The 17,821-nt window shown below is 66.4% G+C and carries 20 protein-coding genes and 2 riboswitches; of the genes, 11 read left to right on the top strand and 9 right to left on the bottom strand.

What is annotated here, in order from left to right; genetic code table 11:
- Nucleotides 1-35: 35 nt before the first annotated feature.
- Nucleotides 36-356 (top strand): thioredoxin, encoded by a 321-nt coding sequence (gene trxA, locus DDT93_RS07755; RefSeq protein WP_109465233.1) that lies wholly within the window; start codon nt 36-38, stop codon nt 354-356.
- 83 nt (nt 357-439) lie between these two features.
- Here trxA and DDT93_RS26455 read toward each other — a convergent pair whose 3' ends face one another.
- The gene (locus DDT93_RS26455) at nt 440-1,159 is read right to left on the bottom strand and encodes a hypothetical protein (RefSeq protein ID WP_157960124.1); all 720 of its coding nucleotides are present in this window, start codon (nt 1,157-1,159) and stop codon (nt 440-442) included.
- 172 nt (nt 1,160-1,331) lie between these two features.
- Nucleotides 1,332-2,174, bottom strand: a complete 843-nt coding sequence (locus tag DDT93_RS07750; protein ID WP_232825395.1) for a hypothetical protein — start codon at nt 2,172-2,174, stop codon at nt 1,332-1,334.
- Nucleotides 2,175-2,383: 209 nt separating this feature from the next.
- On the opposite strand from DDT93_RS07750, the gene hslV reads away from it, so the two are divergent.
- The 3 genes from hslV to DDT93_RS07735 all read left to right on the top strand — a co-directional run bounded on the left by hslV (nt 2,384) and on the right by DDT93_RS07735 (nt 5,116).
- On the top strand, nt 2,384-2,941 hold the full coding sequence (gene hslV, locus DDT93_RS07745; protein ID WP_109465231.1) for an ATP-dependent protease subunit HslV: 558 nt from the start codon (nt 2,384-2,386) through the stop codon (nt 2,939-2,941).
- 73 nt (nt 2,942-3,014) lie between these two features.
- A complete protein-coding gene (gene hslU, locus DDT93_RS07740) occupies nt 3,015-4,322 on the top strand; it encodes an ATP-dependent protease ATPase subunit HslU (protein WP_109465230.1) in 1,308 nt (435 codons plus the stop codon).
- Nucleotides 4,323-4,342: 20 nt separating this feature from the next.
- Complete coding sequence (locus tag DDT93_RS07735; protein ID WP_109465229.1) at nt 4,343-5,116, top strand: 23S rRNA (adenine(2030)-N(6))-methyltransferase RlmJ; 774 nt, start codon at nt 4,343-4,345, stop codon at nt 5,114-5,116.
- Between the two features lie 204 nt (nt 5,117-5,320).
- Here the strand turns inward: DDT93_RS07735 and DDT93_RS07730 are convergent, their stop codons facing one another.
- Complete coding sequence (locus tag DDT93_RS07730; protein WP_109465228.1) at nt 5,321-5,749, bottom strand: organic hydroperoxide resistance protein; 429 nt, start codon at nt 5,747-5,749, stop codon at nt 5,321-5,323.
- Between the two features lie 113 nt (nt 5,750-5,862).
- Between DDT93_RS07730 and DDT93_RS07725 the strand changes: the two genes are divergently transcribed.
- Nucleotides 5,863-6,300, top strand: a complete 438-nt coding sequence (locus DDT93_RS07725; protein ID WP_109465227.1) for a MarR family winged helix-turn-helix transcriptional regulator — start codon at nt 5,863-5,865, stop codon at nt 6,298-6,300.
- A gap of 127 nt (nt 6,301-6,427) precedes the next feature.
- Nucleotides 6,428-7,981, top strand: coding sequence for an alkaline phosphatase D family protein (locus DDT93_RS07720; protein ID WP_109465226.1), 1,554 nt, complete (start codon nt 6,428-6,430; stop codon nt 7,979-7,981).
- A gap of 58 nt (nt 7,982-8,039) precedes the next feature.
- Here the strand turns inward: DDT93_RS07720 and DDT93_RS07715 are convergent, their stop codons facing one another.
- From DDT93_RS07715 to aroC, 5 genes are all read right to left on the bottom strand, one after another.
- Entirely contained in the window at nt 8,040-8,459 is a 420-nt protein-coding gene (locus DDT93_RS07715; protein WP_109465225.1) for a DUF1801 domain-containing protein, read from the bottom strand.
- A gap of 39 nt (nt 8,460-8,498) precedes the next feature.
- Nucleotides 8,499-9,098: a cob(I)yrinic acid a,c-diamide adenosyltransferase gene (gene cobO / locus DDT93_RS07710; RefSeq protein WP_109465224.1), complete on the bottom strand. Its 600-nt coding sequence runs from the start codon at nt 9,096-9,098 to the stop codon at nt 8,499-8,501.
- A gap of 57 nt (nt 9,099-9,155) precedes the next feature.
- On the bottom strand, nt 9,156-10,091 hold the full coding sequence (locus DDT93_RS07705) for a DMT family transporter (protein ID WP_109465223.1): 936 nt from the start codon (nt 10,089-10,091) through the stop codon (nt 9,156-9,158).
- Nucleotides 10,092-10,172: 81 nt separating this feature from the next.
- A complete protein-coding gene (locus tag DDT93_RS07700) occupies nt 10,173-11,117 on the bottom strand; it encodes an AEC family transporter (RefSeq protein WP_109465222.1) in 945 nt (314 codons plus the stop codon).
- 4 nt (nt 11,118-11,121) lie between these two features.
- Nucleotides 11,122-12,225 carry a chorismate synthase gene (gene aroC / locus DDT93_RS07695; RefSeq protein WP_109465221.1) on the bottom strand — a complete coding sequence of 368 codons (1,104 nt, stop codon included), beginning with the start codon at nt 12,223-12,225 and terminating at the stop codon, nt 11,122-11,124.
- 93 nt (nt 12,226-12,318) lie between these two features.
- Nucleotides 12,319-12,419: riboswitch (TPP riboswitch) on the top strand.
- Nucleotides 12,420-12,454: 35 nt separating this feature from the next.
- Between aroC and thiB the strand changes: the two genes are divergently transcribed.
- From thiB to DDT93_RS07680, 3 genes are read left to right on the top strand one after another with little or no spacing between them, the layout of a single operon-like run.
- Nucleotides 12,455-13,435: a thiamine ABC transporter substrate binding subunit gene (thiB, locus tag DDT93_RS07690; RefSeq protein WP_109465220.1), complete on the top strand. Its 981-nt coding sequence runs from the start codon at nt 12,455-12,457 to the stop codon at nt 13,433-13,435.
- Nucleotides 13,411-14,982 carry a thiamine/thiamine pyrophosphate ABC transporter permease ThiP gene (locus DDT93_RS07685; RefSeq protein WP_109465219.1) on the top strand — a complete coding sequence of 524 codons (1,572 nt, stop codon included), beginning with the start codon at nt 13,411-13,413 and terminating at the stop codon, nt 14,980-14,982. The genes thiB and DDT93_RS07685 overlap by 25 nt, the downstream gene beginning before the upstream one ends.
- Complete coding sequence (locus DDT93_RS07680; protein WP_109465218.1) at nt 14,969-15,661, top strand: thiamine ABC transporter ATP-binding protein; 693 nt, start codon at nt 14,969-14,971, stop codon at nt 15,659-15,661. The genes DDT93_RS07685 and DDT93_RS07680 overlap by 14 nt, the downstream gene beginning before the upstream one ends.
- A 2-nt stretch (nt 15,662-15,663) precedes the next feature.
- On the opposite strand, the gene DDT93_RS07675 is transcribed toward DDT93_RS07680, so the two are convergent.
- On the bottom strand, nt 15,664-16,098 hold the full coding sequence (locus DDT93_RS07675; protein WP_109465780.1) for a 6,7-dimethyl-8-ribityllumazine synthase: 435 nt from the start codon (nt 16,096-16,098) through the stop codon (nt 15,664-15,666).
- 73 nt (nt 16,099-16,171) lie between these two features.
- Nucleotides 16,172-16,320: riboswitch (FMN riboswitch) on the bottom strand.
- A 56-nt stretch (nt 16,321-16,376) separates the two neighbouring features.
- Between DDT93_RS07675 and DDT93_RS07670 the strand changes: the two genes are divergently transcribed.
- The gene (locus tag DDT93_RS07670) at nt 16,377-16,991 is read left to right on the top strand and encodes an FMN-binding negative transcriptional regulator (protein ID WP_109465217.1); all 615 of its coding nucleotides are present in this window, start codon (nt 16,377-16,379) and stop codon (nt 16,989-16,991) included.
- A 57-nt stretch (nt 16,992-17,048) separates the two neighbouring features.
- A complete protein-coding gene (locus DDT93_RS07665; protein ID WP_109465216.1) occupies nt 17,049-17,660 on the top strand; it encodes a glutathione S-transferase in 612 nt (203 codons plus the stop codon).
- Nucleotides 17,661-17,821: the final 161 nt, after the last annotated feature.

Below are 17,821 nucleotides of genomic sequence, written 5' to 3'. Positions count from 1 at the left end.
TTCCTGACCCAACGCATTCCTGCAGGAGACAGATCATGTCCACCGTTGCCGTGACCGACGATACCTTCGACGAAGAAGTCAAGAACTCCGACATTCCCGTAGTGGTCGATTTCTGGGCCGAGTGGTGTGGTCCGTGCAAGCAGATCGGCCCCGCTCTGGAAGAGCTCGCCGCAGAATACGGCGGCCGCATCAAGGTCGCCAAGGTCGATGTCGACAGCAACCCGAACTCCGCCGCCGCCATGGGCGTGCGCGGTATCCCGGCGCTGTTCATCTTCAAGGACGGCCAGGTGGTTTCGAACCGCGCCGGCGCCGCACCGAAGGCCGCGCTGCAAAGCTGGATCGACTCCTCGATCTGATCGGCGTTCAAACCGGTTTCAGACAAGGCGCTCCTTCAGGGGCGCCTTTTCGTTTGAGGGTGTCCGCATACTTTGTTGGTCGGCTATGAGGACGAAGCCGGCTTTCCCTCGGGATCGGTTTGCACAAGGCCCCACAAGTCATTCGTACCGATACCGGCATAGAAACCTTCAAAGAACTTCTCCGGTCGCGCCTTGGACAGCGACTCTGACGTTTGGCAGATGAGCCAATAATGATAGTCCGTGTAGATCGTCGCGTAGAAGGAATCGTCCGGTGCGGCAAACTCTGCAAACTCGTTGAGCTCTTCCGGGTCAGCAAGCTGCGATACCTTCAGTTGTTCGGCTTTCGAGCTGAAACCGTCCGCGGCAAGGAGGCTATCTTGACCTGAAGCCCGGGCGAAGGACGCGAAAGACCACTCGAAAGGTGGCGATGCTAGCCCTTCATCCGGCGGATAGAGACTATTTTCGCGGCATCGTTTGAGCAAAGTTGCTGTGTTCTTTGGTGAGGCAAATTCGGGAATCAAGCGTTTTGAGCCGGTGAGCCGGAGCGACTGATTGACTTCGGCAACGGTCGTAAAGCCACATAGTGAAGCGACCTCTGCCCATGTCACAGAGCATGCCTGCCCGCACCGCTTGGCCCGCCTTATGACCTCGGGTGGCGTCCAATTCCCATTTTGAAAGGGCTCACCGTCATGAATTCGGATGAAGGGGTTCAGAGCGACGAACACGGAAGGGAAGTGCGGACCGAACCATTCCAGATATGGCACTTCGTCCTGGTCCGGGTATGAAAAGTGAGATATTGCCATCGGCACCCCCGCCGGGGCAACCTGACTTGCGACTAGTGTTTGGTCAATGGCCGTTGTGGGTTCAAACTCGACCTTCGTCGCGCTTTGCCCAGTGGGTCCGCTCCAAAGGACATGATCGACCAACACGGTTTGCGGACACCTCCCTTCTTTCCGGACTACTCCCCGTGCCGCGTCACACCGGCCAGCCCGCCGCCTGCAATCGGGCCCGGATGCGCGCGGGGGCTTCCTCGCGTCCGGCGTTGATGGCGTTCTCGAACCAGAACCAATGCAGGTACCCGGCATAGTCCGGGGTCAGCGCGGGGCCCTGCCGCAGTGCTTCTGCCACGCCGAGATCATGCACCTTCGCCGCGATGTGGTGGAAGTCGATCTGCCCGAAGAGCACCGCCGGTTTCGCGAAGAAATAGCCGAGGAAGGCGACCGAGGAGTTCTGCGTCACCACGTAGTCGCAGCGCGCCAGCAGGTCGGCCATGCCGCCGGTGGCGACCGTCAGCCGGGGGTGGGCCCGGGCGAGCGCCGCGAGCGCCTCCTGTTCGGCCTCGGTATAGCGCTCGTTCGGGTGCAGCGTGGCGACGATCTGCCGGGTGCGGTCGTGTTCCAGCACGGCCTCGACCATCTCCAGCGGCGAACAGGACTGGAAGGAGCGATGGGCCAGCAGGCGGCCCTGCAGCGGGACATAGCAGATGCCTTCGCGCGTGGGGCGTTCGACGGCGGCGCCGAACAGCCGGTTGCGCCAGTAGCGGTAGAAACTGTCGGCCCTGCGGCGGGGGACCGCATCTGTGGGGAAGGAGAGCTGCGCCACCGGCCACTCCCACCGCCGGCTGCTGCGCTCGATGGCCCAGAAGGGGTTTTCGTAGACGCGACGGAAGGTCAGCGACCTTTCGTTGGCGGGTTCGTTCATTTGGAACATGCTGTAGCCCGGCCGCTCCGACGCCCTCAGGTACTCGACATCGCTGTCGCGGCAGAAGGCGATCTCGAAGCCCGACTCGCGCACCACCTCGCTGATCTGGTTGATCAATTTGTGTCGGCCCGCCCGGGCGTGCCGAAGCTCGCGCGACTGGAGATGGAAGTGCAGGATGCGGTCCTCGGGCATGGGGGGACGTTAGGCGGCGTCTTGCCGGGGGACAAGGTGGAGCGGTGGGCCTCCGCCTGCCTTGCCCGCAGGCGCTGCCCTTGTGCCCCGGCGCTACAGGTTCCATATAGCCTGCCAAGCGATCAGGAGGCCTTATGAGCAAAGACGAATTTCCCGGCTGGCACGGCACGACGATCATCGGCGTCAAGAAGGGCGGCGAAGTGGTGATTGCGGGGGACGGGCAGGTTTCGCTCGGTCAGACCGTGATCAAGGGCACCGCGCGCAAGGTGCGCCGTCTCAGCCCCGGCGGCTACGACGTGGTGGCGGGGTTCGCGGGTTCGACCGCCGATGCCTTCACCCTGCTCGAGCGGCTGGAGGCCAAGCTCGAGGCGACGCCCGGCCAGCTGGCCCGCGCCTCGGTCGAACTGGCCAAGGACTGGCGGACCGACAAGTACCTGCAAAAGCTGGAGGCGATGCTGATCGTCTCGGACGGAGCGGACATCTTCGTGATCACCGGCGCGGGCGACGTGCTGGAGCCCGAACATGACGTGACCGCGATCGGCTCGGGCGGGAACTACGCGCTCGCCGCCGCGCGGGCGATGATGGACACCGACAAGTCGGCCGAAGAGGTCGCGCGCGCCGCCATGGCGATTGCCGCCGACATCTGCGTCTATACCAACGGAAACCTGACGGTGGAGACGATCCGCAAGTAAGAATTTCCCTGAAATTCTTGGCAGGCCCTTCCGCGAAGGTCCTGCGCGGCCCCACCCGATCGAAGGACTGAACATGACCGATCTCACCCCCCGCGAAATCGTGTCCGAGCTGGACCGATACATCATCGGCCAGAAGGACGCCAAGCGCGCCGTCGCCGTGGCGCTGCGCAACCGCTGGCGCCGCAAGCAGCTCTCGGACGACCTGCGCGACGAGGTCTATCCCAAGAACATCCTGATGATCGGTCCCACCGGCGTCGGCAAGACCGAGATCAGCCGCCGTCTGGCCAAGCTGGCCCGCGCGCCCTTCATCAAGGTCGAGGCGACCAAGTTCACCGAGGTCGGCTACGTGGGCCGGGACGTGGAACAGATCATCCGCGACCTCGTGGACAGCGCCATTGCCATGACGCGCGAGCACATGCGCGAGGACGTCAAGGCGAACGCGCACAAGGCCGCCGAGGAACGGGTGTTGCAGGCCATCGCGGGCAAGGATGCGCGCGAGGCGACGCTCGAGATGTTTCGGGGCAAGCTGAAGGCGGGCGAGTTGGACGACACCGTTATCGAGCTGGAGCTTGCCGATCATTCGAACCCCATGTCGATGTTCGAGATCCCAGGTCAGCCGGGCGCCAACATGGGCATGATGAACCTTGGCGACATGTTCGGTAAGGCCTTTGGCGGGCGCACCACTCGGCGCAAGATGACCGTGGCCGAGAGCTACGAGATCCTGATCGGGGAAGAGGCCGACAAGCTGCTGGACGACGAGACCGTCAACAAGGCCGCGCTGGAAGCGGTCGAGCAGAACGGCATTGTCTTCCTCGACGAGATCGACAAGGTCTGTGCCCGGCAGGAGGCGCGCGGCGGCGACGTCAGCCGCGAGGGTGTGCAGCGTGACCTGCTGCCGCTGATCGAGGGCACCACGGTCTCGACCAAGTACGGCCCGGTGAAGACCGACCACATCCTGTTCATCGCCTCCGGCGCCTTCCACATCGCCAAGCCCTCGGACCTGCTGCCCGAACTTCAGGGCCGCCTGCCGATCCGGGTTGAATTGCGGGCGCTGACCGAAGGCGACTTCGTGCGCATCCTGACCGAGACCGACAATGCACTGACGCGCCAGTACACGGCCCTGATGGGGACCGAACAGGTGGGCGTGAGCTTTACCGACGACGGCATCGCGGCGCTGGCCAAGATCGCCGCCGAGGTGAACCAGTCGGTCGAGAACATCGGGGCGCGGCGGCTCTACACCGTGATGGAACGGGTCTTCGAGGAGCTGTCCTTTACCGCACCCGACCGCTCCGGCGAGAGCATTACGGTGGACGCCGCCTTCGTCGATCAGAACCTGGGCGAACTGGCCCGGTCTACCGACGTGAGCCGCTACGTTCTCTGACGCCGGGAGGGTCGGCCGGGATGCTTTCGTACCAGCACGCCTATCATGCCGGGAACATGGCCGACGTGCACAAGCACGCGCTGCTGGCCTCGGCGCTCGACTACATGGTGCAGAAGCCCAAGCCGCTGTCCTACATCGAGACGCACTCGGGCCGGGGTCTTTATGACCTTGGTGGGACCGAGGCGCTGAAGACCGGAGAGGCGGCGGCGGGCATCGGCAAGGTCGCGGGACGTTTCGCCCCGGATCACCCTTACCTGCGGGCGCTGGCCCATGTGCGCGCGACCGGCGGCGCGACGGCCTATCCCGGCTCGCCGCTGATCGCCGAGGCGCTGCTGCGGCCCGAGGACCGGATCACGCTGGCCGAGATGCACCCGGGCGAGGTGCAGGTGCTGCGCCGGTCGGTCACGCGGGCCGACGTCCGCGAAATCGATGGCGAGCAGCTGGCGATCTCTATCACCCCGCCCGAGCCGCGCAGGGGGCTGCTGATGATCGACCCGAGCTATGAGCTGAAGGACGAATTCGTGCGGATGCCCAAGCTGCTGATGCAGCTGCATCGCAAGTGGCCGGTGGGGGTGCTGATCCTGTGGTATCCGGTTCTGGCCTCGGGCGCGCATGATCCGCTGGTGCGGGCGCTGGCCGACCTCGAGAGCATGGGCGACAAGGCGCTGCACCACCAGGTGCGCTTTCCGCCCGCGCGGCCCGGTCACGGGATGATCGGCAGCGGCATGGTGGTGATCAACCCGCCCTGGGGCCTGACCGATGCGGCGGCCGAGGTTGCGCGGGTTATCGGGTAGAGGGTTCGGGAGATTCTAGGCGAGGCCCCGGGGCGTTGGGTGGGGAGCTTTGGCCCCGGATCAAGTCCGGGGCGTGGAGTGGGAAGCTTTGGCCCCGGGTCAAGTCCGGGGCGTGGAGTGGGGACTTCCCTCGCCGGGTGAAACCCGGGGCGCAAGCTACCCCCGCCCCGGGCTTGACCCGGGGCCTCTCGTTCTCAACCGGCGTCAAGCCACTTCGGTGCTGACTTCGACGTTGCCCCGTACCGCGTTCGAGTAGGGGCAGATCTTGTGGCCGGCATCGGCGATGCGCTGCGCTTCTGCCTTGTCGAGCCCGGGCATGGTGACGGTCAGCGTGACCTTCAGCCCAAAGCCGCCCTCATCGCGTGCGCCGATCCCGACAGCCGCGTCGACCGTGGTATCCGCGGGCACCTTGGCAAGGGTCTTGTCCTGCGTCGTCACGAACTTCATGGCGCCGATGTAGCAGGCGGCATACCCGGCAGCGAAGAGTTGTTCGGGGTTGTTGCCCTTTCCGTCGCCGCCCATTTCGGTCGGGACGGCCAGTTTCACCTCGAAAGAGCCATCAGCCACCCGGGCCGAGCCGTCGCGGCCTCCGGTTGCGGTTGCGTGGGCGGTGTAGACGGGGGTCACGGACATGGTTGGTCTCTTGTGAAATCGTGTGCGATTTGATCGTGTACGATTCAATTAAGCGAGTCGGCGATTCATTTCAATCCCTTGCGATTTGATCGTGCGCGATTTATATTTCCGACATGACCACCCGAACCCCCGATACCGGCGATATGCTCTGCTTTGCCCTCTACTCGGCGAGCCACGCGATGACACGGCTCTACCGGCCGCTGCTCGCGCCGCTGGGGCTGACCTATCCCCAGTATCTCGTGCTGGTCTCGCTCTGGGCGCAGGATGGGCGGAGCGTCCGGGAACTGGGCGAGGAGCTGGCGCTCGAGTCAAACACCCTGACCCCGCTGCTGAAGCGGATGGAAGAGTCTGGCCTGATCACCCGCGCGCGCAGCAGCGAGGACGAACGGGTTGTGCAGGTGTCGCTCACCGAGAAGGGCAGTGCCCTGCGCTCGGAGGCCGAGAAGGTCACCGCCTGCGTGTTCGAGGCTTCCGGCCTCTCGCTTGACGAGCTGGGCCGCCTCAGGAACGAGGTGAGGGCCCTGCGCGACAGGATCGCGGCGCTGGTCTGACCGCTGCGGCGCATTTTCATAAACCCGTTATGAAACCTTAACCGTTCCGCAGGCCAGATTTTACAACTCCGTAGTTCAAGCTCCCTGTGAATTTGCCCCGCTTGCGGGCCAGCCAGGGATATGACCTATGCCGAAACTCCTCCGTCCGTCGCGCCGCGCCGTCCTCGCCGGTGGCACCGCCTTCGCTGCCAGCCTTGCCATGCCTGCCATCAGCCGCGCCTCGTCGCGTCCGATCTTCACCCACGGGGTGCAGTCGGGTGACGTCACCACGTCGTCGGGCATGATCTGGACCCGCACCGACCGCCCCGCGAAGGTGCTGATGGAGGTTTCGACCACCGAGAGCTTCCAGAACGCGCGCCAGCTGGCTCCGCTCACCGCGATGCCCAGCCATGACTATGCCGTCAAGCGCATGGTCGAGGACCTGCCGGCGGATCAGGAGGTGTTCTATCGCTTCACCGCGGTCGACCTCGCCGACGTCAACGGTGTCTCGGAGCCGATCAGCGGCCACTTCCGCACCGCTCCGGCCTCGCGCCGCTCGGTCCGGTTTGCCTGGTCGGGCGACACCGCCGGTCAGGGCTGGGGCATCGACGAGCAGGGCATGCGCACCTACGCGACGATCAACCAGCACGAGCCCGATTTCTTCCTGCATTCCGGCGACACCATCTATGCCGATGGCCCGATGCAGGAAGAGGTGGACCTCAAGGACGGGACGATGTGGAAGAACACCGTCCTGATCGACGAGAAGCTCAAGGTGGCCGAGACCCTCGACGAGTACCGCGGCCAGTGGAAGTACAACATGATGGACGAGCACGTCCGCGCGCTGTCGGCGCAGGTGCCGACCTTCTACCAGTGGGATGACCACGAGGTGGTCAACAACTGGTCGGCCTCCAAGGACCTGACCGCCGACGATCGCTACACCGAAAAGTCGATCTGGACCCTCGCCTCGCGCGCCGCGCAGGCCTTCCACGAGATGACCCCGATCTCCTACACCCCGGCCGAGCCCGGCCGCGTCTATCGCAAGATCGCCTACGGTCCGATGCTCGACATCTTCTTCCTCGACATGCGCTCGTACCGCGGGCCGAACGGCGAGGACAAGGAGACCGAGATCAACGAGCAGAGCAAGTTCCTGGGCCAGGAGCAGATTGCATGGCTCAAGCGCGAGCTGGCGAACTCCAAGGCCACCTGGAAAGTGATCGCCGCCGACATGCCGATCGGCCTCGTCGTGCCGGATGGCGAGAAGATCGAGGCCATCGCACAGGGGGACGGCGGCGCGCCGCTTGGCCGTGAGCTCGAAATCGCGAACCTACTGCAGTTCATCAAGGAAGCGCAGATCAAGAACACCGTGTGGTTCACCGCCGACGTGCACTACACCGCCGCGCATTACTACGACCCGAACAAGGCCGTGTTCCAGAACTTCGAGCCCTTCTGGGAGTTCGTGTCGGGCCCGCTGCACGCGGGGACCTTCGGCCCGAACAAGCTGGACGCGACCTTTGGCCCCGAGGAACGCTTTGTCAAAGCGCCCGCCGAGGGCCAGGTGAACCTGCCGCCGAGCGCCGGTCTCCAGTTCTTCGGCCTTGTCGACATCGACGGCGCCACCCAGCAGATGAAGGTCCGCCTGATGGACCGCGGCAATACCGAACTGTGGTCGATCGTGCTCGACCCGGCCGGCATGGCCATCTGATATCGCCCCCAAGCGATAGGTAACGAGTAGGAGCCCCGGTACAGGCCGGGGCTCTTGGTCATTTCGGGGGCGGCAGGTGATAGGTCAGCGCGCTGCGGATGAGCAGGCGGAGCTTGTCCTCGTCGAAGGCCACGTCGTCGGGAAAGAGCACCGCGCGGGTGCCGTCAAAGGTGAAGTCCCCGGGGAACAGCGCCGCGAATTCCGGCATCACCCGTGTCTGACAGTGGGTGAAGACCGCGTAGCCCCCGGCCTTGGGCTGGCCAAGCCGGATGGTGGTTCCGGATTTGGTCTCGGCGGTCAGGTAGGCGGGCTGGCCCCATTTCAGCGTTTCCGTGACCCTGCCGACACCGGGCGAGGCCGCGGCGGTGTCGAAGATCAGGGGGCGCAGACGCAGCAGCGCGGCGCGGACCGGTTCGGGAAACGCGGCAAAGGCCGCGGCAACGCCGGTGTCGGTGATCGGAGGGGTGTGGGGCTGCATGGGGAGAGCCTAGCGAGCGTCTCCCCACCGGTAAAGCGCCTAGAAGTCCACCCCGCGCTGGGCCTTGATCCCGGCCTTGAAGGGGTGTTTGACCTCGGTCATCTCGGTGACGAGGTCGGCATACTCGCAGATCTCGGGCTTGGCGTCGCGCCCCGTGAGAACCACACTGGTCCGGTCGGACCGCGCCTTCAGACCCTCCAGAACCGCATCGACGGTCAGGTATTCGTAGCGCAGCGCGATGTTGATCTCGTCCAGCACGATCAGGTCATAGTCGCCGCTTTCCATCATCTCGCGCGCCTTGGCGAAGGCGGCGGTCGCGGCGGCGATATCACGGTCGCGGTCCTGCGTGTCCCAGGTGAAACCCTCGCCCATCGAGAACCAGGTCACGCCGCCGGTCTCTTCGAAGTAGCGCCGCTCGCCGGTGATCCACTTGCCCTTGATGAACTGCACCACGCCGCAGGTCTGTTTCCAGCCGAGTGCCCGGATGAGCACGCCGAAGGCCGAGGAGGACTTGCCCTTGCCCTTGCCGGTGTGGACGAGGACGAGGCCGCGGCCCGGATCCTGCAGTTCGGCCACCTTGGCGCGCTGCTTCGCCTGCACCTCCTGCATCTTCTGCTTGTGGTCGTCGGCGTCGCTCATCTCGTGCACTCCCTTTGATCGGGGGCACCATCGCGCGCAGCGCCGCCGAGGTAAAGGTCAGACCTTGGGGTCGGTGGCGGCCCGCGCCTTGGTGCGTTGCAGCCCGAGCTGGCGCTCGCGCCAGATGACAATGCCGTTGCCCGCCATGACCAGCGCGGCGCCGCAGAGCATGACCACGGTGGGCAGGTCCGAGAACCAGACATAGCCGATGATGATGGCGAAGATCATCGAGCTGTATTCGTAGGGGGCGAGCATCGAGGCCGCGCCGAAGCGATAGGCCGAGGTCAGGAGGATCTGCCCGACCCCGCCCAGCAGCCCGGCCAGCACCAGCAGCATCAGCGTGGTGGGCGAGGGGACGACCCAGCCGAAGGGAATGGTCAGCAGCGACAGCAGGGTCGCGGTGGCGGAGAAGTAGAAGACGATGGCGGCGGTGTGTTCGACCTGCGCAAGCTGGCGGATGTGGATTTGCACCACCGAGCGGGTGCAGGTGGACCCGAGGATGAACAGCGCCCCCAGGGTGGCGCCGTCCTCCCAGTTGCCGGAGCCGAGGCGCGGCCAGATCATGATGGTGACGCCGACAAGGCCGATGGCGACCGCGGCGATGCGGATCATGCGGATGCGCTCGCCCAGCATGATGGCGGCGAGGATCACGGTGAAGATCGGCGCGGCGTAACCGATGGCGGTGACTTCGGGCAGCGGCAACAGCGCGAGCCCGGCAAAGTTGAGCCCCTGCGCGATGGTGCCGAGGATGCCGCGATAGAAATGCCCCTTGGGGTTCTTCGTACGCAGGCCGTGGGACAGTTCGCCCCGGGCGTAGAGCCAGACGAGGATCACGGGGATGGCAAGCAGCGAGCGGAAGAACACCGCCTCGCCCGCGGGCACCTCTTCCGACGCCTGCTTGATCAGCGCGGCCATCACGGAGAGGACGAAAATCGCGCCCAGTTTCAGCGAGATGGCAAGGAGGGGGCTGTGGAAGGCGAGAGGCGCGGGCATTGGCGGAACCTGCTCTGTCAGAGCGCAAAGATCAACGGGTTGCCTGGTGGGCAGCGCGCCGGTGCATCAGCCCCGGCGCGGTCAGGTGAGCCACCAGAGAAAGAAGCTCAGGGTAAAGAAGGAACAACTGGTCGCCGCGAGGAGGGCGAGCGAGGCGGCGCCGCCCAGACCGCGCTCCTGCGCGAAGACGGTGTAGAGCGCGAACATCGGCATCGCGGTCGACAGGATGGCGCCGACCTGCATCTCGTGCGAGATCGTGATCACCCCCGCACCCACAAGGACGCTCGCCGTGGCGAAGACGATCAGCGGGTGTACTAGCAGCTTGGAGACCGCGATCTGCATGGCCATCGCGCGGTTGCCGGTCAGCGGCAGCCCGACCAGCGAGCCGCCGATCACCACCAGCGCCATCGCCGAGGCCGCGCCGGAGAGCAGCGTCAGGAAGCGGTCGCCGGGGCTGGGCAGGTGCAGGCCGCTGACCGAGAAGATCAGCCCCGCCACGAGGGCGATGATCATCGGGCGCCGCGCGAAATCGTAGAGGACCTTGCCCAGCAGCCGGAGCGGGGACACGCCCGAGCGGTTCTCGGACAGATCGACGATGATCAGGGTCAGCGGGATCAGCAGGATGTTCTCGATCAGCACGTTCTGGGCAAGGATCACACCGGCGAGGTCGGGGTAGATCGTCACGATCAGCGGGTAACCCACGAAACTGGAGTTCGGGCAGACCGTGCCCATCACCGCCATCGCGCGCCGCCGCTTGTCGGGCGCGGTCAGGGTGAACCACGCAAAGGCGACGGCGATGGTCAGTAGGCCGCCGCAGACGATGATGGCGATGTAACCGGGGTCGAGCACCTCGTGCAGATCGCGGGAGGCGACGGCGTGAAACAGCAGCGCGGGCAGGGCGAGCTGCATCACGAAGCGTCCGAGGATCGGCATTTCGGAGGGTTTGAACCAGCCAGCCCTCACCGACGCGTAGCCCACCGCGATGACCGCGAAGAGGGGAAAGACGATACCGATTATCGACAGCAAGGGATTATCCGATCTTGCCCCGGTTCTCGCCGACTTGCCCGCGATGCAGCATCAGGTGGTCGAGGATCACGCAGGCCATCATCGCCTCGCCCACCGGCACCGCGCGGATCCCGACGCAGGGGTCGTGGCGGCCCTTGGTGATGATCTCGGCCGCCTGACCCGTCTTGGTGATGGTCTGGCGCGGCTTGAGGATCGACGAGGTGGGCTTGACCGCGAAGCGCACGACGATGTCCTGCCCGGTCGAGATGCCGCCGAGGATGCCGCCCGCGTGGTTCGAGGAGTAAACCGGCTTGCCGTCGTTGCCGAGGAAGATTTCGTCGGCGTTCTCTTCGCCCGTCAGCTCGGCGGCGGCCATGCCCTCGCCGATCTCGACGCCCTTTACCGCGTTGATCGACATCATCGCCGCGGCGAGGTCGGTGTCGAGCTTGGCATAGACCGGCGCGCCGAGGCCCGCGGGCACGCCCGAGGCGACGACCTCGACCACGGCGCCGACCGAGTTGCCGGACTTGCGCAGACCGTCGAGGTACTCGGCCCAGTCGGCGGCAGCCTGTGCGTCGGGCGCCCAGAACGGGTTGTTCTCGATCTCGGCCCAGTCAAAGCGGTCGCGGTCGATGCGATGCGCGCCGATCTGTGTCATGTAGCCGGTGATCTTCACGCCCGGCGCCAGCAGCTTGATCGCCTCGCGCGCCAGCCCGCCCGCGGCCACCCGCGCGGCAGTCTCGCGTGCCGAGGAACGCCCGCCACCGCGATAGTCTCGGATGCCGTACTTTTGCCAATAGGTGATGTCCGCATGCCCGGGGCGGAACTTGTCCATGATCTCGGAGTAGTCCTTGGACCGCTGGTCGGTGTTCTCGATCATCAGCTGCACCGGCGTTCCGGTGGTCTGGCCCTCGAACACGCCCGAGAGGATGCGGACCTCGTCGGCCTCGCGCCGCTGGGTGGTGTACTTGGACTGCCCCGGCTTGCGCCGGTCCAGCCAGTGCTGGATCATCGCCTCGTCGATGGCCACGCCCGGTGGGCAGCCGTCCACCGTGGCGCCAAGCGCCGGGCCGTGGCTTTCGCCCCAGGTGGTGACGCGGAACAGGTGGCCGAAACTGTTGGTCGACATGGGGCAGGCTCCTTTACCTGCGCTGCTTAGCGGCGCGGGGCACCTGCCTCAAGCGGTTTCGCCTTGCGGCGGTGCGGGGCTGCGCATAGGGTCGCCTCTACCTCGGGGTGCCCTAGGGCTGAGATGCATGTTTGTGCAGACCCGTCGAACCTGAACCAGTTAGCACTGGCGGAGGGAAGGTTATGGACATCACTCCACCTTGCCTTGTCGCCGCAAATCGGAGGATGCCATGAAGTATCTGACTTTTGCCGCGGGACTGCTCTGCGCTTCGGCCGCGATGGCCGAGACGCCGACACTCACGGTCTATACCTACGACAGTTTCATTTCCGAATGGGGCCCCGGCCCGGCCATCGAAAAGGCCTTTGAAGCCGAATGCGGATGCGACCTTGTCTTCGTGGGTGCGGGCGACGGGGCGGCGCTGCTGGCGCGGCTCAAGCTGGAAGGCCAGCGCACCGATGCGGACGTGGTGCTGGGCCTCGACACCAACCTGACCGAGGCGGCCCGCGAGACCGGCCTCTTCGCGCCGAGCGGGGTCGATACCGAGTACAGCCTCCCGGTGGCCTGGGACGACGATACCTTCGTGCCCTACGACTGGGGTTACTTCGCCTTTGTCTACGACACCAAGCTGCAGGATGTGCCGCAGGACTTCCTCGAACTCGCGCGCAGCGATCTGAAGATCGTCATCCAGGATCCGCGGTCGTCCACCCCGGGCCTCGGCCTGCTGCTCTGGGTCAAGGATGCCTACGGCGACGACGCCAAGCAGATCTGGACCGACCTTGCCGACAACATCGTGACCGTGACCAAGGGCTGGTCCGAGGCCTATGGCCTGTTCCTCGACGGCGAGGCGGACATGGTGCTGAGCTACACGACCTCGCCCGCCTACCACATCATCGCCGAGGACGACCGGTCCAAGGAGGCCGCGGCCTTTGACGAGGGGCATTACATGCAGGTGGAAGTCGCCGCCAAGCTGGCTGGCAGCGATCAGCCCGAGCTGGCGGACAAGTTCCTGCAGTTCATGGTCTCCGATGCCTTCCAGTCGGTCATTCCCACCACCAACTGGATGTATCCGGCGGTGACCCCGGCCGAGGGGCTGCCTGCCGGGTTCGAGGACCTGATCGAGCCCCACAAGTCCCTGCTGGTCCCCTCTGCAGAGGTGCCCGCCCTGCGGGATGCCGCACTGAGTGAATGGCTCGACGCGCTGAGCCAGTAAGAGCGGCTCCGGTCTCGGCGTGGCCGGGGGTCGGCGCGGCCTGTTTCATGGCCGTGCTGATCTGCGGCGCGCTGCTGGCCGTTGCGCTGAATGCCGAAACCGGGCGCGGGCTGGGCCGGGCGGACTGGTCCGCGATCCGCTTCACGGTGAGTCAGGCCGCGCTTTCGGCCGCCATCAGCGTGGCCATCGCGATTCCCGTGGCCCGCGCCCTTGCGCGGCGGCGCTTTGCGGGGCGGTCTTTGCTGATCACCCTGCTGGGCGCGCCCTTTATCCTGCCGGTCATCGTCGCGGTTCTGGGCCTGCTTGCGGTGTTCGGGCGGGGTGGCTGGATCAGCGCCGCGCTGGGCTGGGCGGGTTTCGGCCCGGTCCCGATCTACGGGCTGCACGGAGTCGTGCTGGCCCATGTGTTCTTCAACCTGCCGCTGGCGACGCGGCTGATCCTGCAGGGATGGCAGGAAATCCCGGCCGAGCGCTTTCGCCTTGCCGCGCAGCTTGGCGCGGGTTCCGGGGCGATCTGGCGGCTGCTGGAGCTGCCGATGCTGCGACGGGTGGCGCCGGGGGCGCTGGCCGTGATCTTTGCCGTCTGCCTGACGAGTTTTGCCGTGGCGCTGACCCTTGGCGGCGGGCCGAAGGCAACGACCATCGAGCTCGCCATCTATCAGGCGTTCCGGTTCGACTTTGATCTCGGGCGGGCGGCGCTGCTGTCGCTGGCGCAGCTGGTCCTGACTTTCGCCGCCGCCCTTCTGGCGCTGAAGACCTCGGGGGCCGAGGGCTTCGGGGCAGGGCTCGACCGGCCGGTGCAGCGGTGGGATGCGTCCTCGACCCTGCTGCGGGTGCAGGATGGCGCGCTAATCGTCCTCGCGGCGCTGTTCCTGTTGCTGCCGCTGCTGGCGATCGTGCTGGACGGGGTGCCGGGCCTCTCGGTGCTGCCGTGGAGCGTGTTTCGCGCGGCGGGCTATTCGATCCTTGTCGCGCTGGGCAGCACCTGCGTTCTGCTTGCCCTCGCGGTTCCGATGGCGGCCTCTATCGCCACGGGCCGGGCAGGGCCGGTGGAGCTGGCCGGTCTGCTGGGGCTCGCGGTGTCGCCGCTGGTCATCGGGACCGGGCTGTTCCTGATCGTGAATCCCGTCGCCGACCCCTTCGCGCTTGCCCTGCCGGTGACCGCGCTGGTGAATGCCGCGATGGCGCTCCCTTTCGCGCTGCGCATCCTCGTGCCCGCCGCGCGCGAGATCGTCGTGGTGCAGGGGCGGCTGGCGCTGAGCCTCGACATGCGGGGTTGGCCATTCGTGCGCCGGGTGCTGCTGCCCCGCCTGCGCCCGCAGATCGGCTTTGCCGCCGGGCTTGCGGCGGCCCTGTCGATGGGGGATCTCGGTGTGATCGCGCTGTTCGCCGACCCGAACCGGGCGACCCTGCCGCTGCAGATTTACCGGCTTATGGGGGCCTACCAGATGGAGGCGGCGGCGGGCGCGGCGCTGTTGCTGCTGATCCTGTCGGTGGCCCTGTTCTGGAGTCTTGACCGTGGAGGACGCTGGCATGCTGAAGCTTGACGCGGTGCGCATCGACAATGGCGGGTTCGAAGTGCTGGCGGACCTTGCCGTCGAGTCCGGGGCGCGCGTCGCGGTGATCGGTCCGTCGGGGGCGGGCAAGTCGACCCTGATCGGGGCGATTGCGGGCTTCTACTCGGTGACCGCCGGGCGGATCAAATGGCAGGGGCGCGACATTGGGGCGATGGCGCCGGGCAAGCGGCCGGTGGCCATGCTGTTTCAGGACGGCAACCTGTTCCCGCACCTGAGCGTCGCGCAGAATGTCGGCCTTGGGGTCGACCCGAACCTGCGGCTGGACGCGGGGCAGCGGGCGCGGGTGGAGGAGGCCCTGTCCCGCGTGGGGCTGGAGGGCATGGGCAACCGCAAGCCTGCCGCGCTCTCGGGCGGGCAGCAGAGCCGGGCGGCGCTGGCCCGCGTGCTGGTGCAGAACCGTCCGTTGCTGTTGCTGGACGAGCCCTTTGCCGCGCTGGGCCCGGCGCTGAAGCGCGAGATGCTGGAACTGGTGCGGGCGCTCACGGACGAGACGGGCGCAACCCTGCTGATGGTCAGCCACGACCCGGACGACGCGCGGCGCATCGCGGACGAGGTGATCCTGGTGGCGGAGGGGCGGGCGCATCCGCCCGAGCCGACGGGGGAACTGCTCGACAATCCCCCCGCCGCCCTGCGCGATTACCTCGGCTGAGGTCAGGCGGCCACCGCCGCGCGGGTCCGGCAGACGGCCAGCGCGGCGCGGGCGGCCTCGCGGCCCTTTTCGACGAAATGCGCGCGGTAGATCGCGTTGTGGTGGTCGGTTTCCTGATAATGGTGCGGCGTCAGCGAGACCGAGAGAACCGGAACACCGGTGTCGAGGCCGGCGCGCATGAGGCCATCGACCACGGCCTGCGCGACGAAATCGTGCCGGTAGATGCCGCCGTCGACGACGAAGGCGGCGCAGGCGACGGCGGCGTAACGGCCGGTTCCGGCGAGGTCCTTGGCCAGCAACGGCAGCTCGAAGGCGCCGGGGACGTCATAGACATCGACCTGCGCGGCCGGGATCAGTTCGAGAAAACCGTCGAGCGCGCGGTCGACGATATCGGAGTGCCAGTTGGCCTTTACGAATGCGAAACGGGTGTGTGTCATCTTGATCTCCTTCAGGTTCGACACGTCACCCAAGGCGATCACGGGCAGGCGCACCGCTGGCGCGGCAACACATGCTCGTCCTCTTTCATCCGGACTGTAACCGTCGGCTCCGGCCTCTCACCGGATCTGCTGACCCCCGGCACGGGCCGGGGCGCTCGCGGGCTCGCGGGGTGCGCCCCACATACCGCCGGTGGGGAATTTCACCCCGCCCTGAGAACGGGCGGAGATTGCCAAGTCGCGCGGGCAAGGGCAAGAGAGGAGATGAAGGAGAACGCAGGATGCACCCGAACCCGGTTTACCATACCGCCGACGACAGCCAGAACCTTGCCTTCGCGCGCGACCGCGCTTTTGGCGTGCTCAGCGTGAACGGTCCGGAGGGGCCGCTGGTCAGCCACGTGCCCTTCATCCTGTCGGAAGATGGCGCATGGGCCGAAATGCACCTCGTGCGTTCCAACCCGATCGCGCGGGCGCTGGGCGCGCCCCAGCGCGCCATTCTCGCCGTCACCGGGGCAGACAGCTACGTGTCGCCCGACTGGTACGGGCTGGATGACCAGGTGCCGACGTGGAACTACGTCGCCGTCCACCTGCGGGGCGAGCTGGAGTTGCGCCCGGCCGAGGAGATGCGGGACCTTCTGGTGCGGCAGTCCGCTGTCTACGAAGGGCGCTTGCTGCCCAAGACGCCGTGGTTGATCGACAAGGTGAACGAGGAAGCGCTGGCCAAGCTGCTGCGCATGATCGTGCCCTGCCGGATGCGGATCGAGAGCATCGACGGGACGTGGAAGCTGACTCAGAACAAGGTGGAGTCCGCCCGTCTGGGCGCCGCCGAGGCGATGGCCGAGCACGGTTTCGGTGCAGAAGTGAGACAGCTCGCCGCGCTGATGCGCGGCGCGTAGACACGCGCGGCCGTGCCTCCTAGGGTGTCGCGCGGGAGACCCTAGGGAGGGGCATTGATGAGACTCTATTACAGTCCGACATCGCCATATGTGCGCAAGGTCATGGTGGTGCTGCACGAGACCGGGCAGATCGACGATGTCGAACTGGTGACCGCCGTCACCTCGCCGGTCGCGCCCGCGGCCGTGCTGTCGGGAAAGAACCCGCTGCTGAAGGTGCCCGCGCTGGAACGGCCCGACGGGCCGACCCTGTTCGACAGCCGGGTGATCTGCGCCTACCTGAACGAGAGGGCCGGGGCGTCGCTCTATGGCACCGGCTCGCGCCACTGGGACATCCGCACGCTGGAGGCGCTGGGCGACGGGATTCTCGATGCCGCCTTGCTGCTGACCTACGAAGGGCGCCTGCGCCCCGAGGGCGCGCGCTGGGACGACTGGGCCGAGGCGCAGTGGGCCAAGGTCAGTAGCGCCTGCGCCGCGCTTGAATCGCGCTGGATGAGCCACCTTGCGGGGCCGCTGGACGCGGGTCAGATCGCGGTTGCCTGTGCGCTCGGCTACGTGGATTTCCGGCACGATGCCCGGGGCTGGCGCAAGGGCAACGATGCGCTGGCGCGGTGGCTGGAAAGCTTCGAATCGCGTCCGAGCCTTGCCGAGACCGCCCCGCGCGAGGGCTGATGCAGAACGCAGGCGCGGCGGATCCTCTTTCGGATATGTGCAGCCTGCGTCACGATGACAATACCCTGCGACCTCATGCACACCTTTGACAGCTAGACGTGTGAACCGTGCGCAGGTAGATACCGTGATGGGGAGGCTGTATTTTTATGGCTTTTTCGACG

The sequence above is a fragment of the Albibacillus kandeliae genome (genome assembly GCF_003116585.1).
Taxonomy (GTDB): Bacteria; Pseudomonadota; Alphaproteobacteria; order Rhodobacterales; family Rhodobacteraceae; genus Albibacillus; species Albibacillus kandeliae.
Note: the sequence above shows the minus strand (reverse complement) of the source record. Positions and strands in the feature narration are given on the sequence as shown.